Origin of the sequence: Cupriavidus oxalaticus (assembly GCF_038900635.1) — a bacterium.
GTDB classification, from domain to species: domain Bacteria; phylum Pseudomonadota; class Gammaproteobacteria; order Burkholderiales; family Burkholderiaceae; genus Cupriavidus; species Cupriavidus oxalaticus_B.
In genome coordinates this window covers 1-14,026 of the sequence record NZ_JAYMRX010000030.1, presented here as the reverse complement: position 1 = coordinate 14,026, position 14,026 = coordinate 1, and the positions used below count along the sequence as shown (strand labels likewise).

The 14,026-nt window shown below is 60.6% G+C and carries 11 protein-coding genes and 2 pseudogenes; all 13 read left to right on the top strand.

Annotated elements, in window-relative coordinates; translation table 11 throughout:
* Positions 1–10 precede the first annotated feature (10 nt).
* Positions 11–327 (top strand): annotated as a pseudogene (locus VSR71_RS35410) (hypothetical protein); the annotation flags it as partial.
* Positions 328–459: 132 nt separating this feature from the next.
* Entirely contained in the window at positions 460–1,752 is a 1,293-nt protein-coding gene (locus tag VSR71_RS30665) for an acyl-CoA dehydrogenase (protein WP_342917325.1), read from the top strand.
* Between the two features lie 201 nt (positions 1,753–1,953).
* Entirely contained in the window at positions 1,954–3,438 is a 1,485-nt protein-coding gene (locus tag VSR71_RS30660; RefSeq protein ID WP_342917324.1) for a flavin monoamine oxidase family protein, read from the top strand.
* Positions 3,439–3,448: 10 nt separating this feature from the next.
* Complete coding sequence (locus tag VSR71_RS30655; RefSeq protein WP_342917323.1) at positions 3,449–4,111, top strand: c-type cytochrome; 663 nt, start codon at positions 3,449–3,451, stop codon at positions 4,109–4,111.
* Positions 4,112–4,145: 34 nt separating this feature from the next.
* The gene (locus VSR71_RS30650; protein WP_342917322.1) at positions 4,146–4,826 is read left to right on the top strand and encodes a hypothetical protein; all 681 of its coding nucleotides are present in this window, start codon (positions 4,146–4,148) and stop codon (positions 4,824–4,826) included.
* A gap of 69 nt (positions 4,827–4,895) precedes the next feature.
* Positions 4,896–5,192, top strand: coding sequence for an EthD family reductase (locus tag VSR71_RS30645; RefSeq protein WP_342917321.1), 297 nt, complete (start codon positions 4,896–4,898; stop codon positions 5,190–5,192).
* 270 nt (positions 5,193–5,462) lie between these two features.
* A complete protein-coding gene (locus tag VSR71_RS30640; protein ID WP_342917320.1) occupies positions 5,463–7,070 on the top strand; it encodes a Re/Si-specific NAD(P)(+) transhydrogenase subunit alpha in 1,608 nt (535 codons plus the stop codon).
* A 28-nt stretch (positions 7,071–7,098) separates the two neighbouring features.
* A complete protein-coding gene (pntB, locus tag VSR71_RS30635) occupies positions 7,099–8,517 on the top strand; it encodes a Re/Si-specific NAD(P)(+) transhydrogenase subunit beta (RefSeq protein ID WP_342917319.1) in 1,419 nt (472 codons plus the stop codon).
* Between the two features lie 52 nt (positions 8,518–8,569).
* Complete coding sequence (locus VSR71_RS30630) at positions 8,570–8,701, top strand: NAD(P)(+) transhydrogenase (Re/Si-specific) subunit beta (RefSeq protein ID WP_342917318.1); 132 nt, start codon at positions 8,570–8,572, stop codon at positions 8,699–8,701.
* Between the two features lie 251 nt (positions 8,702–8,952).
* On the top strand, positions 8,953–10,428 hold the full coding sequence (locus tag VSR71_RS30625) for a M23 family metallopeptidase (RefSeq protein WP_342917317.1): 1,476 nt from the start codon (positions 8,953–8,955) through the stop codon (positions 10,426–10,428).
* Between the two features lie 242 nt (positions 10,429–10,670).
* Positions 10,671–12,260, top strand: coding sequence for a hybrid sensor histidine kinase/response regulator (locus tag VSR71_RS30620; protein ID WP_342917316.1), 1,590 nt, complete (start codon positions 10,671–10,673; stop codon positions 12,258–12,260).
* 4 nt (positions 12,261–12,264) lie between these two features.
* Positions 12,265–13,479 carry an adenylate/guanylate cyclase domain-containing protein gene (locus tag VSR71_RS30615; protein WP_342917315.1) on the top strand — a complete coding sequence of 405 codons (1,215 nt, stop codon included), beginning with the start codon at positions 12,265–12,267 and terminating at the stop codon, positions 13,477–13,479.
* 204 nt (positions 13,480–13,683) lie between these two features.
* A pseudogene (locus tag VSR71_RS30610) lies at positions 13,684–13,926 on the top strand (integrase); the annotation flags it as partial.
* Between the last annotated feature and the right edge of the window lie 100 nt (positions 13,927–14,026).

Sequence of the window (14,026 nt, the reverse complement as noted above, 5' to 3'; positions counted from 1 at the left end):
CAACGGGACCATTGCCGAGAACCTGCGGCGCATGAGCTGCGCAAGGGGATCAAGCACAACCAGTTGGTTGCCAACATGGTCATCCTCGACAACGTCCGGTAGTTGGCGCGCAAGCCGCTCGGGGACTACCTGCTGGACCTGCAGCGGCGCGCGCCGCCGCCCGATCCAATGATCTTGAATCTGCGGTTAGCGGAAATGTGGCGGATTCTTCGCGAATCCCAGCCCTTGTGGGAAGTATTGTCGCGCCAGTCAGTGTTTTCCCTTCCCCTTATTGTCTTGATTGTAGGTCAGTGCGGCGCTATCATTGGGTCAGTAAGGTGCATATAGTAGGTCAACTGAGCGCTGATGTGGATGTGACTAAACGCCTGAAGAATTCAATCACTATTTAAAGCATTTAACGAAAACGGCTGGCACTCAGCAATCCGTTGGGTATAGATCCAGGACAGGAGGAGCATCGAAATGATTCGTCTGCACAAGTCAGTTGCGTTGCCATTGGTCGGGATGAGTGGTTTCGAGACACCGTTGAGCGAAGAGGAAAGTGCGATCCAGAGCACCGTTCACCGCTTCGCGCGCGACGTGTTGCGTCCGATCGGCAAGGAACTCGACCGCATGACGCCTGAGGAGGTCATCGCTGCGGGGTCCCCGTACTGGACGGCGATGGTTGAGAGCGCAAAGCTCGGGCTCGATCCGCAGTTGATCGCGCAGTTTCCGCCGGAGATGGCCGTCCGAATCGAATCGATCATCGGCGAAGAACTTGGCTGGGGCGATGCCGGCTTGGCCGTTTCCCTTGGCGTTGCGACAGCGCCGTTGATGATGGCTCAGTCGGTCGGCAATCAGGAACTGGTCGACATGTGTACCGGCAAGATTGGTTGCTGGGCGAACACGCAGCCCGACCGGGGCGGCGGCGACAGCGCGATCCTCTATCGCGAGGAGATCAGCGCGAACGGAAAGCAGTCGTTGGGCAATGTCACGGCGAAGATCAGCGCCGACGAAATTGTCGTCAACGGGCAGTACTCGTCATGGGTCTCGAACGGGTCGGTTGCGCAAGTCGCGCTCGCCTACATGGCGGCGGATTACGGCGACGGCTTTTACGGAACCGGGGAAAACGGTGCGTACACGAACGGCGTCGGGTTGATCATTCCACTGGACTTGCCAGGAATCTCGCGCGGCAAGCCGCTTGACAAGATCGGCCAGCGCTCGCTGCCGCAGGGCGAGATCTTCTTCGATAACGTCAAAGTGCCGAAGCGCTTCGCCGTTGCGCTGAAGGACGATTATCTCGGCAACCTGGCCTCGACGTGGTCGTACGCAGGAACGCACATGTGTCAGGTTTTCGTGGGCGTGGCGCGCGCAGCGTTCGAACTCGCACTGGCTTATTGCCACGAGCGCAGGCAGGGTGGGGCGCTTCTCATGGAACACCAGATGACGCAATTGCGCGTGGGCGACATGTTGCGCCGGCTGGAGATGGCGCGTGCGATCGCCCGACGCAGCCTGGCGTTTGCCCGGATGTCGCCGCAAAGCCACCCTTACGCGACTGCTCAGGCCAAGGTCAGCGTGACTGAAGAGGCGATGAAGATCTCGCATGAGGCATTCCAGCTCTTCGGCGGCAATGGCACCACTCGCGAGTATCCGATCGAGAAACTGTTCCGCGACGTTCGCTCCGCGTTGATCGAAGACGGCGAGAACTATCTCCTCACGACGCGCCTGGGCGTGCTCGCTGGAAGGCTCTATCAGAACGGGTGGACAAGGGAATAGAGGCGGACAGGCGATGGCGACCGCCCCGGACAGTGCATCGCACACCGCTTCCCATCGCATCGCCGCCGTATCCGTTGACGCTTTGGTCTGGGGTCGGGTCGTCAGGCAGCGAAGCATCAGCGGAGGCGGCACGTTGGTTCGCTATTGACGCGCCATGACACACGGCAGCGGCTCCACGTTCACAGCAGCAACAGAAACACTATGGCAGAGAAACCTCCTTCCGATACTCCGGCCAACCTGCAGCGTAGGCAATGGCTCAAATACGCGGGCGCCTCGGCTGCCGTAGGCGGTCTCGCCATCAGCGTCGGCTCGGCAAATGCCGGGGCCGCCAATACGGCGCCGAACTCGGGTGGCATTCTTGACGTCGCCATCATCGGCGCGGGACTGGCCGGGTTGACGGCCGCGCACGACCTGCAGTTGGCTGGCTGCACCTCCTTCGTGGTCTTGGAAGCGCGAGATCGGGTAGGCGGGCGGACGCTCAACTACAACATCGACGGCGGCTACGTTTCTGAAGTCGGCGGCCAGTGGATCGGCCCCGGTCAGACCGCCGTGGCGGATCTCGCCCGCCAATTGGAGGTCGGTACGTTCCCAAGCTACTACGACGGCAAGACGATCATACTGGGCGGCAATGGCCGGGTGGAAATCGATCTGAAGGGGACGTTCGGCACGGACGAGGCAGTCAGCGGAAAACTCAGCAAGCTGTCGCGTGACGTGCCTTCGGGCGCCCCTTGGAAATCTCCGAAAGTCGGTGAGCTGGACAAGCTCTCCGTCGGTGACTGGCTGGAGAAACAGAACATCAAGCCCGAAGACCAGGCCGGTTGGAACGCAAGCATCGGCCTTTCTGGCGGCGCAGCGCCGGCCAAGATGGGACTCTTGCATTTCCTCTCGATGATCAACTCGGCGGACTGCGACTACACGCAGCTCGACAGCATCAAGCACAGCGCGCAGGAAACCCGGTTCATCGGCGGGTCGCAAATCCTCAGCATCAAAATGGCGCAGCAGCTGGGCGACAAAGTGCGCCTGTCGACGCCGGTGCGCCAGATTTCCGGTTGGGACCGCGATATCGTCACGCTGCATACGGATCATGGCGAAGTGCGTGCCCGCAAAGTCATCATGGCCATCCATCCGGCCTTGTGCCAACAGGTGCAGTTCAACCCGCCACTGCCGGAGAAGCGCGCCGCCTTGCAGCGTGCATGGCCGGCGCATTCACCCGCGCGCAAGACGGCCATGGTCTATCGCCGTCCATTCTGGCGTGACAAGGGCTTGAATGGACACATCTTCGGGGCCGGTGGGCCTGTGATCTGGGCGTTCGACAACTCGCCTCCGGGCGGAGAAATCGGGGTCATCAACGCCTTCGTTGTGATTGCACAGCTTCCGTCGGAGCCGGAGGCAGCAAAGACAATGCTGACCGAACTCTACGCCCGCGCATGGGGCCGTGAAGCCCTGTCGCCGGTGGCCTATCACGATCATGACTGGAGCAAGGTGGACCCCTGGACGATCACTTGTATCTCCGCCATCCCGCCAGGCTTCTGGAGCGCCCATGGCGAAGCGTTGCGCCCGCCGTGCGGCAACCTGATCTGGTCGGGCACCGAGACCGCAGAAATCTGGGCCGGGTACATGGACGGCGCGGTGCGCTCCGGCCACCAAGCGTCTCTTCAGGTGCTCAATGCACTGCGTCGAGCATAAGGGGACGGACATGAAGAAACTCGTTGTGATGATTAGCGTTGCCGCCATCACTGCTGCTGTGGCGCTCGTCGTCCTTGGTCCGGATCAGCTCGATCTCTATCGCCTGGATCGCTTTATCGACGCGTCTGCCAAGGCGTACGAGACTGATGGCGGCCCATGGCCGCACGTGAACGACACCTGCTTCATGTGCCATGGCGTCAAAGGCAATTCGCTCCATCAGGGCTATCCCAGCCTGGCCGGGCAGCCTGCCGCCTATCTGGAAACGCAGCTCCACAATTTTGCGAGCGGCGCGCGGCGCAGTCCGAACATGGGGCCGTTGTCGATGACGATGGGGGATGCGCAGGTCAAGGACCTGGCGGACTACTTCTCCAAGGTGGCGCCCATCGCAAACCACTATTTCAAGCCAGATGCGCAATTGCGCGGGAAGGGACAGCAACTGGTGGTGGGCGGGAACTGTGCGGCATGCCACGGTGCTCAGTTGATGGGGCATGACCAGTTTCCGCGTCTGGCCGGCCAAGGTTACGACTATATCCTGGAGCAGTTCGACGCGTTTGCGTCCGGCGCACGCAGCGAGCCCAGCGGCATGATGAAAAGCATTGCGACAAGCGCCTCTCCGGAAGACCGCAGGGCGATTGCCAACTACCTTGCGAGTCTTGATCCGAGGGGGAATTGATGAGTAACGATAAATTTATGTTGGGAGCTTAATAATGGACCTTAGATCTTTAGTTCTTGTTTGTTCCAGCGCGCTATTGGCGCTGACCGCGGGAACCTATGGCTTGAAGTTAATGAAGAAACGCAACTATCTGCTTGGGATGGAACTGTTGATTGTCTGCGTTTCTGCGACGAATGCCATTGGATTCTTTGCCACAGGATCAACGGTTTCGTATGAAATATCACATTTTTTTGACGCCTTTTCCAGGGCATTTGGCTTTCCTATTATCGTGGTAGCTGGTCTGATGAGCATCACGCACAACTATAAGCCGTCGATTCGCTTGGATGTTGTGGTATTTGCAGCCTCGTTTGCTGGGGCGTTCGTGCTGGTTATGGTGAGTTTCATCGCAAACATTCTCCCCTATCTGTATTTGGTGATGTGGATTATTTTTTCGATCTACCTGGCCTATTTCACTAAGAGGCTGCTGGATGTTGGTGAGGTTTTCAGTGCCGTGGCCTTGGCGCTGGCTTTGGTTACTTCTTTGATTATTGCTGGTATTTACGATTTTTATAAGATACCTGGAGAGGAGACAAACGTTGTGTTCAATTTCTTCGCGCTTGCACTGTGTACGTGGTCTTATTTGAATGCGCAAATTTATTACGCCTACTGTGCATTGGAGCGTGGGCAGAGAAACATCACAGGTTCGATGGGCAGTTTCCTTGCCCAGGTTGACTGAAAGGCATCGATGCGGGCCAGTTCCACGATCGCCTAAATACATTTAGAATTTCATACAGGAGAGTGGAATATGGCTACTTTAGTCGTGAGCTATCCCGCAGTCGACGATGTGACATTTGATCGTGAGTACTATCTTTCGACCCATGCCTCGCTTGTCCGCGCTGCATGGGGCGAGTTTGGCCTGCAGTCGGCGGAGGTTCTGTTTCCGGTATCGGGTCCGCAGCCCTTTGCATGCGTAACCGTACTGCGTTTCAGCGATCAGGCTGGAATCAATGCCGCGCTGTCTTCTGCCAGAACAGCCGAGGTGGTCGGCGATGTGCCGAACTTCACCAATGTCCAACCGACGATCTTCCGGGCAGACAACTGACTGAAGCGGCTTGATTTGTTGCGCTGAAGTGAGCGCGACATGCGCGTGGCGGAGTTCCGGAGCGTTGTCGCGCATGCGCATATTTAGGCAATGAGCGCGTTGTTGCTGTCGAGGATGTATCAGACGTTGTACTGCGGGGAGGAGGGGTGACTTCATGTTCCTACGCCCCCAGTCTTTCTCTCCAGAGCGCGCGAGCTGACAAACGCCTCTCATGTAGGGACGGCACTCTGCGGTGTCCCCTATTGAATACCCAAGTCCAGGAAATCATTGATGCAGCCCAATCTGAGTTTGGCTCCGCAGCGCATCGGCGTGCCGCGGGAAACCTTTCCCGGCGAAAAACGTGTCGCCACGGTGCCCGATGTGGTGGAAAAACTCATCAAGCTTGGCTTCAAGGTGGCGGTCGAAGCCGGCGCCGGCGAAGCCGCCAACTTCAGCGACGACGCTTACCGTGCGGCCGGGGCCGAGATCATCGGCGGCGCCGCGCAGCTCTGGGCCGCGTCCGACATCGTGCTCAAGGTACGCCCGCCCAGCAGTGACGAAGTGGCGCTGATGCGCGAAGGCGGCACGCTGATCGACTTCATCTGGCCTGCCCAGAACCCCGAGCTGATGCAGCAGCTCGCCGCGAAGAACGCCACGGTGCTGGCCATCGACTGCCTGCCGCGCACGCTCTCGCGCGCGCAGAAGATGGATGCGCTGACCTCCACCGCCGGCGTCAGCGGCTACCGTGCCGTCACCGAAGCCGCCAACGCCTTCGGCGGCTACTTCAACGGCCAGATCACGGCCGCGGGGAAGGTGCCTCCGGCCAAGGTCTTCATCGCCGGCGCCGGCGTGGCGGGGCTGGCCGCCATTGGCACGGCGGCCAGCCTGGGCGCCATCGTGCGGGCCAACGACACGCGTGCCGAGGTGGCCGACCAGGTCAGGTCGCTGGGCGGCGAGTTCGTCAAGGTCGACTACGAGGAAGACGGCTCGGGCGGTGGCGGCTACGCCAAGGTCATGAGCGAAGGCTTCCAGGCCGCGCAGCGGCGCATGTATGCCCAGCAGGCCAAAGACGCGGACATCATCATCACCACCGCGCTGATCCCCGGCAAGCCAGCGCCCAGCCTCATTACCGCCGAGATGGTGCAGAGCATGAAGCCCGGCAGCGTGATCGTGGACATGGCGGCCGAGCAAGGCGGCAACTGCGAGTTGACCGTGCCTGGCGAAGCCGTGGTGCGCCATGGCGTGACCATCATCGGCTACACCGACCTGCCATCGCGCCTGGCCAGGCAATCGTCCACGCTGTACGCGACCAATTTGCTGCGCCTGACCGAGGAACTGTGCAAGGCCAAGGACGGCCATGCGGTCATCAACATGGAGGACGACGCGATCCGCGGCCTTACCGTGATCAAGGACGGCGCCATCACCTGGCCGGCCCCGCCGCTCAAGGCCGCTCCTGCGCCGGTGCCCAAGGCAGCGGCTGCCCCCGTGCCCGAGAAGAAATCGGGTCACGGCCATGGCAGCGGAGCGCCTATGTCCGCCAAGGCGCTCACCATCACCTTCGCCGTCGCGGCCGTGCTGTTCTCGTGCATCGGTGCCTTTGCGCCTGCGGCTTTCCTGGGCCACTTCACGGTGTTCGTGCTGGCCTGCTTCATCGGCTACATGGTGGTGTGGAACGTCACGCCAGCCCTTCACACGCCGCTGATGAGCGTCACCAACGCCATCTCCAGCATCATCGCCATTGGCGCGCTGGTGCAGATCGCGGCTCCGGAAGCCGGCATGGACGGCAGGCCCGACGGGCTGATCCGCTGGCTGGCCTTTTCCGCGCTGGTGCTTACGGGCGTCAACATGTTTGGCGGCTTTGCCGTGACACGCCGCATGCTTGCCATGTTCCGCAAATAAGAAGCAAGTAGCACAAGGAAAGACGATCATGTCCCAAAGTCTCGCCACGGTGGCGTATCTCGGCGCCGCCATTCTCTTCATCCTCAGCCTCGGTGGCCTGTCCAACCCTGAAACCTCGCGTCGCGGCAACCTGCTCGGCATGGTTGGCATGACGCTGGCCGTGCTGGCCACGGTATTCGGCCCGCGCGTCAGCGCCTCGGGCATTGCATGGATCGTCGTTGCGCTGGTCATCGGCGGCGGCATCGGCCTGTATGCCGCCAAGATCGTGAAGATGACCCAGATGCCTGAGCTGGTCGCGCTCATGCACAGCCTGGTGGGCCTGGCGGCCTGCCTGGTGGGCTTTGCCAGCTATGTCGACACCTCGGTGCAGTTTCAGGGGGCAGAGAAGATCATCCATGAGGTGGAGATCTACGTCGGCATCCTGATCGGCGCGATCACCTTCTCGGGCTCGCTGATCGCCTTCGGCAAGCTCGCCGGCCGCATCGGCGGCAAGCCGCTTTTGCTGCCTGCGCGCCACTGGCTCAACCTGATTGCGCTGCTGATGGTGATCTGGTTCGGCCATGCGTTTCTTTGCGCCCCCGATGTGAAAGCCGGCATGACGCCGCTGATGGTGATGACGGGGATCGCGCTGGTGTTCGGCGTGCACATGGTCATGGCCATCGGCGGCGCCGACATGCCGGTGGTGGTGTCCATGCTCAACAGCTACTCGGGCTGGGCTGCCGCGGCCACGGGCTTCATGCTGAACAACGACCTGCTGATCGTCACTGGTGCGCTCGTGGGCTCATCGGGCGCGATCCTGTCGTACATCATGTGCAACGCGATGAACCGCAACTTCATCAGCGTGATCGCCGGCGGCTTCGGCTCAGGCGCCCCGGTCAACAGGCCTGCTGGAGGGGGCGAGGCCGCGGAACCGCAAGGCGAGGTGGTGTCCGTGAGCGCCCAGGAGACTGCCGAGATGCTGCGCGAGGCCAAGAGCGTGATCATCGTGCCCGGCTACGGCATGGCCGTGGCCCAGGCCCAGCACACCGTGTACGAGATCACCAGAGCCCTGCGCGACAAGGGCGTGGATGTACGTTTTGCCATCCACCCGGTGGCCGGCCGAATGCCCGGACATATGAACGTGCTGCTAGCCGAAGCCAAGGTGCCCTACGACATCGTGATGGAGATGGACGAGATCAACGAGGACTTCCCGGATGCCGATGTGGCCATGGTCATCGGCGCCAATGACATCGTGAACCCCAGCGCCGCCGAGGACCCGGCCAGTCCCATCGCCGGCATGCCGGTGCTCGAGGTCTGGAAGGCCAGGCATTCGATCGTGATGAAGCGCTCGATGGCCTCGGGCTATGCAGGCGTGGATAACCCGCTGTTCTACAAGGAGAACAACCGCATGTTGTTCGGCGATGCCAAGAAGATGCTGGATGAGGCGCTTGGCGCGCTCAAGGGCTGATCAAAGGCGTTGAGCGGGCTGGTCTGGGCCGTTAGGCACAGAAGCATCAGAGGTGGCAGACAAGCGTTCGATGGCGGCCGGCTACGCGGGCCTGGACAACGAACTGTTCTACATGGACAAGACCATGATGGTCTTCGGCGATGCCAAGAAGGTGGTCGAGGACACGGCCAAGGCCACGGCTTGATGTTGAGTGGTCCGTTTCTTTGGTGAGGGACCGACGGGCACGGCAAAGCGGCGTTACGTCATGCTGTGCTCGGTCGGCGGTAAGTGGCAGTGAAGTAGTAGAGATGAGATCTCCGCTCGGTGCTGCAAATGGCCCACCCCCACCGCAAGGTGGGGGCTTTTTTGCTGGAGAAGGTGCTTTCCGGCGCTAGCCCCTGTGACAGCAGGTATCTGAATCCGGAGAGTGGGGCTCCGGGCAGAGGAGGGCGCGCAATGAGCAAGATCGAGGAAGGCCGGGGGAGTTGGCAAAATGTCCAGCTCGAGGCACAAGCGGCGAATGAGGAAAGCCATCCGCGCTGCGAGCGCGACGTGGCCCGACTCCGCGGACGATTCTTGCGAAAGCCGGTGGCATATGGCGATCCGGCTCATTCGCGACATTGGGAGTATCGAACGCAGTTGGTGGCGAGCGTGGCGACTGCCCTCATGCTTTGCATGGCTGCTGCCATGGCCATGACTCCGCACAGCGCCTACGATGATCGCAAGGCGCCTCGCCTCCAGGTAAGCCTGGGCCAGCCCGAGCTGCACGATCAGCTTGCCAGTCTGACTGAGGTACCTGCCACATACATCCGGGAGGAGCCCATGCAGCGAGGCGACACCATCGCCTCGCTGCTCAAGCGGCTCGGCGTAGACGATCCCGACGCGCAGCGGTTTATCCGCGGCAACGCTGTAGCACGCAACCTCTTCTATCTTGAGCCGGGGCAGGTTGTCCGGGTCGAGGCCGATCAGGACAACTTGCTGGTCTCGTTACATGCGACCCTGGGCGGCAACGTGTCCGCCTCGAAGGAGCTGGTGATTGGGAGAGCCGGCGACGACCCCGACGAGCCCGCTTACAAGGCGGAGGTCCACACGGTCAGGAATGAACTGCGCTATGAGATGCGTTCCGGCATTGTCGCGGCGAAGGGGTTCTTCACGACCATGGACGCTGCCAACGTGCCCGACGAGATCGTCCGGCAGATGGTCTCCATCTTCTCGGGCGTGATCGATTTCCAACACGATATCTTCGCCGGCGATCGCTTTCGCATTGTCTACGAAGCCGGGTTCCGTGACGGAACCTTGGTACGCAATGGCCGCGTGGTCGCGGTCGAACTCATCAACCGCAGCCAGATTTACCAGGCCTTGTGGTATGCCGCCGACGGCAGCAATGCCGGGGACTATTACACGTTCGACGGCCGCAGCATGAAGCGCCCGTTCCTCCGTTCACCGGTCGAGTTCTCGCGCATGTCGTCGGGCTTCGGCTGGCGCAATCACCCCCTGCACCATCAGTGGGTCCAGCACAAGGGAGTCGACTTTGCCGCCCCCACCGGGACCAGGGTCTTCGCCACCGCCAACGGGACAGTCGACTTTGTCGGCGAGCAGACCGGCTACGGCAATATCGTCACCCTGAGGCATCCGGGAGGCTTCTCGACTTATTACGCGCACTTGGCAGGACATGCTGACATCCGGCCTGGTCAGAGCGTCACGCAGGGGCAATTGATCGGATACGTCGGGCAGACCGGCTGGGCGACCGGACCGCATTTGCATTACGAGTTTCGCTTCAATGACGTGCCGCAGGACCCCTTGAGCGCCATCCTGATGGAACCTGTCACCCTGTCCGGACGCGTACGCGAGCGGTTCCTGAATTTTACGAACGACATGCTGAGCCGCATCAACGTGCTGCGCACGTATAGCGTGGCCGCCAACGACAACTGATCAGGGACCGCTCTTGCCGGCGCACAGATCGGCTCAAGGCACATCTCCCAACCACAAGAAGGTGACGTACTGTCGACCCGTGATCCGACTTAAGAGATCGTCCCGCTTGTTACCTTGAACCGGCAGTGGCAAAGCGTATTCTGGTTAGTGCCCTTTTAGTTATGCCGACTTCAGCCTGTCGCGGGCAGCCTGACCTCTCATAGGGTCCCTGCCTTTGTCCCGACGGCTGCAGGTGATGAATCATGCGCAAGCAGCGTTCCGACCGATCAGCAAAGGATCGTTCCTTGATGCCCGACCTTCGGGAGGGCGAACGGCACTTCCGATGGCTCGCGGACGGCATACCGCACATGGTGTTGACCGCCAATCCGGATGGCTGGTTTGATTACTGCAACCAGCGATGGGCAAGCTATACCGGACTGAGCCTCGAGCAGACCCAGGCCGGCGCGTGGCGAACGGCCATACACCCTGAAGATCTGGAAAAGGTCGACCGATGGCCGGAGGCCGTTGCGAGCGGGTGTGAGTACGAGATTGAATACCGTCTGAGAAGGGCATCCGATGGTGCCTATCGATGGCACCTCGAGCGCGGTGCGCCCCTCAAGGACGCCGACGGGAATATCGTGAAGTGGCTGGCATCCTGCACTGACATCGAAGAACAGAAGCAGGCGCAAGCAGGGGCTGAGAGCGCCAACCGCGCAAAGTCGGAGTTCCTCTCAAGCATGAGCCATGAGTTGCGAAATCCCTTGAACGCCATTCTTGGCTTCGCGCAGTTGATGTCCTCCGAGTCTCCGCCGCCCTCCCCATCGCAGCAGGCCAGCATCGACCAGATCCTCAAAGCAGGATGGCATTTGCTGGAATTGATCAATGAGGTGCTTGATCTGGCCAAGATAGAGGCTGGACAGGCGTCGCTGTCCCCGGAGCCGGTATCGGTCGTCGACATCTTGCGCGAATGTCACGCGATGCTTGAGCAACAGGCGTTGAAGCGCGCGGTCCGCATGCGATTTCCCTTGCTCGACTCACCGTGCTTTGTCCGTGCTGACAGGACCCGCCTGAAGCAGATTCTGCTTAACCTGGTTTCCAATGCCATCAAGTACAACCGAGACCAGGGAACAGTCGAGGTGCAAGTGACGATGGGGGATCGCGTTCGCGTCAGCGTGCGCGACACCGGCCCGGGACTGGCACCGGATCGGCTGGCGCAATTATTTCAGCCGTTCAACCGGCTTGGGTACGAGGCCGGCCCGGTGGAGGGCACGGGCATTGGCCTCGTTGTCGCCAAGCGGCTGGCCGAACTGATGGGAGGAGCCATTGGCTTCGAAAGTACGGTTGGCGTGGGCAGCATATTCTGGGTCGAACTCCCCGTTGCACGCGCGCCGGAAATGACTGGTGAGAGCGCAGAGCCAGCGGTACCGGCCCAGCCGCAATCGGAGGGTAACTCGTCGATGCATACCCTGTTGTATGTCGAAGACAACCCCGCCAACCTGAAGCTCGTTGAACAACTTCTTTCGCGCCGGCCCGATGTGCGTCTGCTGACCGCGGTCACCGGGACGCTCGGCTTCGAACTCGCACGCACGTCGCTGCCGGATCTGATCCTGATGGATATCCATCTACCCGACATCAACGGCATCGAAGCACTGCGACTCCTGCGCGAAGATCCGAAGACGGCGCGGATTCCAGTCATCGCCCTCAGTGCCAATGCGATGCCGCGCGACATCGAGAAGGGCATCACGGCAGGATTCTTTCGCTACCTCACCAAGCCAATCAAGCTCAATGAATTCATCGACGCACTGAACGCTGCATTGGAACAGCCCCAAGGAGGGACGGATCGGAGTCCATGAAGCCATGATCAGCGCATCGGACATTCTGGCAGCGAAGATCCTGGTCGTTGACGATCTGGAGGCCAATGTCCTGCTCCTCGAGCAGATGCTGCGCGGGGCCGGCTATGTATGCGTTGCGTCGACCATGGATCCGCGCATGGTTTGCGAGCTTCACAGCAGGAACCACTATGACCTCATCCTGCTTGATCTGCAGATGCCCGGCATGGACGGTTTCGGAGTCATGGGGAAGCTGAGGGAAATCCAGGCGGACAGCTACCTTCCGGTGATCGTCATCACCGCCCAGCCCGATCACAAAGTGCGCGCACTGCAAGCAGGTGCGAAAGACTTCGTCAGCAAGCCGTTTGACCTGGCAGAGGTACTGACGCGGGTTCGAAATATGCTCGAAGTGCGTCTGCTGCACGAGGAGTCGTTGAAATACGGCAAAGCGCTTGAGCAGAAGGTGCGCGAACTGGAAGCGAGCCGTGAGACGATCGTTCGCCAGAGTGATGAGCTCAGGCAACTCTATGAGAAGCTCATTTGCGAGCAGCAGATGACCGAGCGACTGTTGCTCAACCTGCTGCCCGCCCCCATTGCCCAACGTTTGAAGCTGCGTGCCGATCTCATCGCCACCGGTCCACCAGAAATCATCGCCGACAAATTCCAGGAAGTATCGGTGTTGTTTGCAGACATCGTTCAATTCACCCGTTTCTCCCCCAGCATGAGTCCTGAACGACTGGTGGCGGTGCTGAACGAGATATTTGCCGACTTTGACAATATTGCAGACAACCGGGGGCTCGAAAAGATCAAGACCATCGGTGATGCGTACATGGCAGCCGCCGGACTGCCCGTCCCTGCGGCAGACCACGCGGTGCGGGCCGCCCTTATGGCCTTGGACATGATCGAGTCGCTGAGCCGGTTCAATGCGCGAAGCGGCTACAACCTGCAGTTGCGAGTTGGCATCCACAGCGGTGCTGTCGTAGCCGGCGTGATCGGGAGGAGAAAGTTCATCTATGACCTGTGGGGCGATACCGTGAACATCGCCAGCCGGATGGAATCCCACGGCGTAGTCGGTCGCGTTCAGGTCACGGAAGCCACGCGGCAGCAGCTTGGGACTTCATTCCTGCTTGAAGAGCGCGGTTTGATTGCAGCAAAGGGCATTGGTGACATGCATACGTGGCTTCTGGTCGGGAGGACCACTGACGCGAGCGGCGCGCCCAATTCAGTTCATCCGATGCGCTAACGGTCTAGGATACGAAAGGCTTTTGGTGCGCGCGGGTAGCCCTCTCCGCGGATAGTTGGCGCAACTTCTCCCGCGAGCTGCGCGCTCCAGCTGGGTCGCGTCGGCTTTGGTGACCAGGCCGTGGCCGATACTGTGCTGCCGATCACGCTATTAAGATAACTTTTCTTATCTTAATAGCATGATTGCTGCGCTAAACTGGCACGGATGAAATCCGGTCTCACTCTTGGTACCTCGTCTGCCGACGCCCACAATCCGGCACCTCCATCTGGCTTCCCCGATGCCGTCTCGCTCCGCGCGCTGCGCGCCTGGCACGCCGGGCTGTCGACCCGGAACGCCGTGGCGCTGTATTTGGGGGACGAGCGGGTGCTGGGACAGTCGTCGCGCGGCATCCTCGGGCGCATTCGACGCACCCTGGCTGCGTACGGGTCTGACCAAGATAAGGCCGATTTCCTATCATAAGCCTTCCAGTTATATATATTCGAATCTATAGATCTGATTGTTATAAGAGACTGAGCCCTCTATCGAGCGACTCTTCCGCTACACTGGC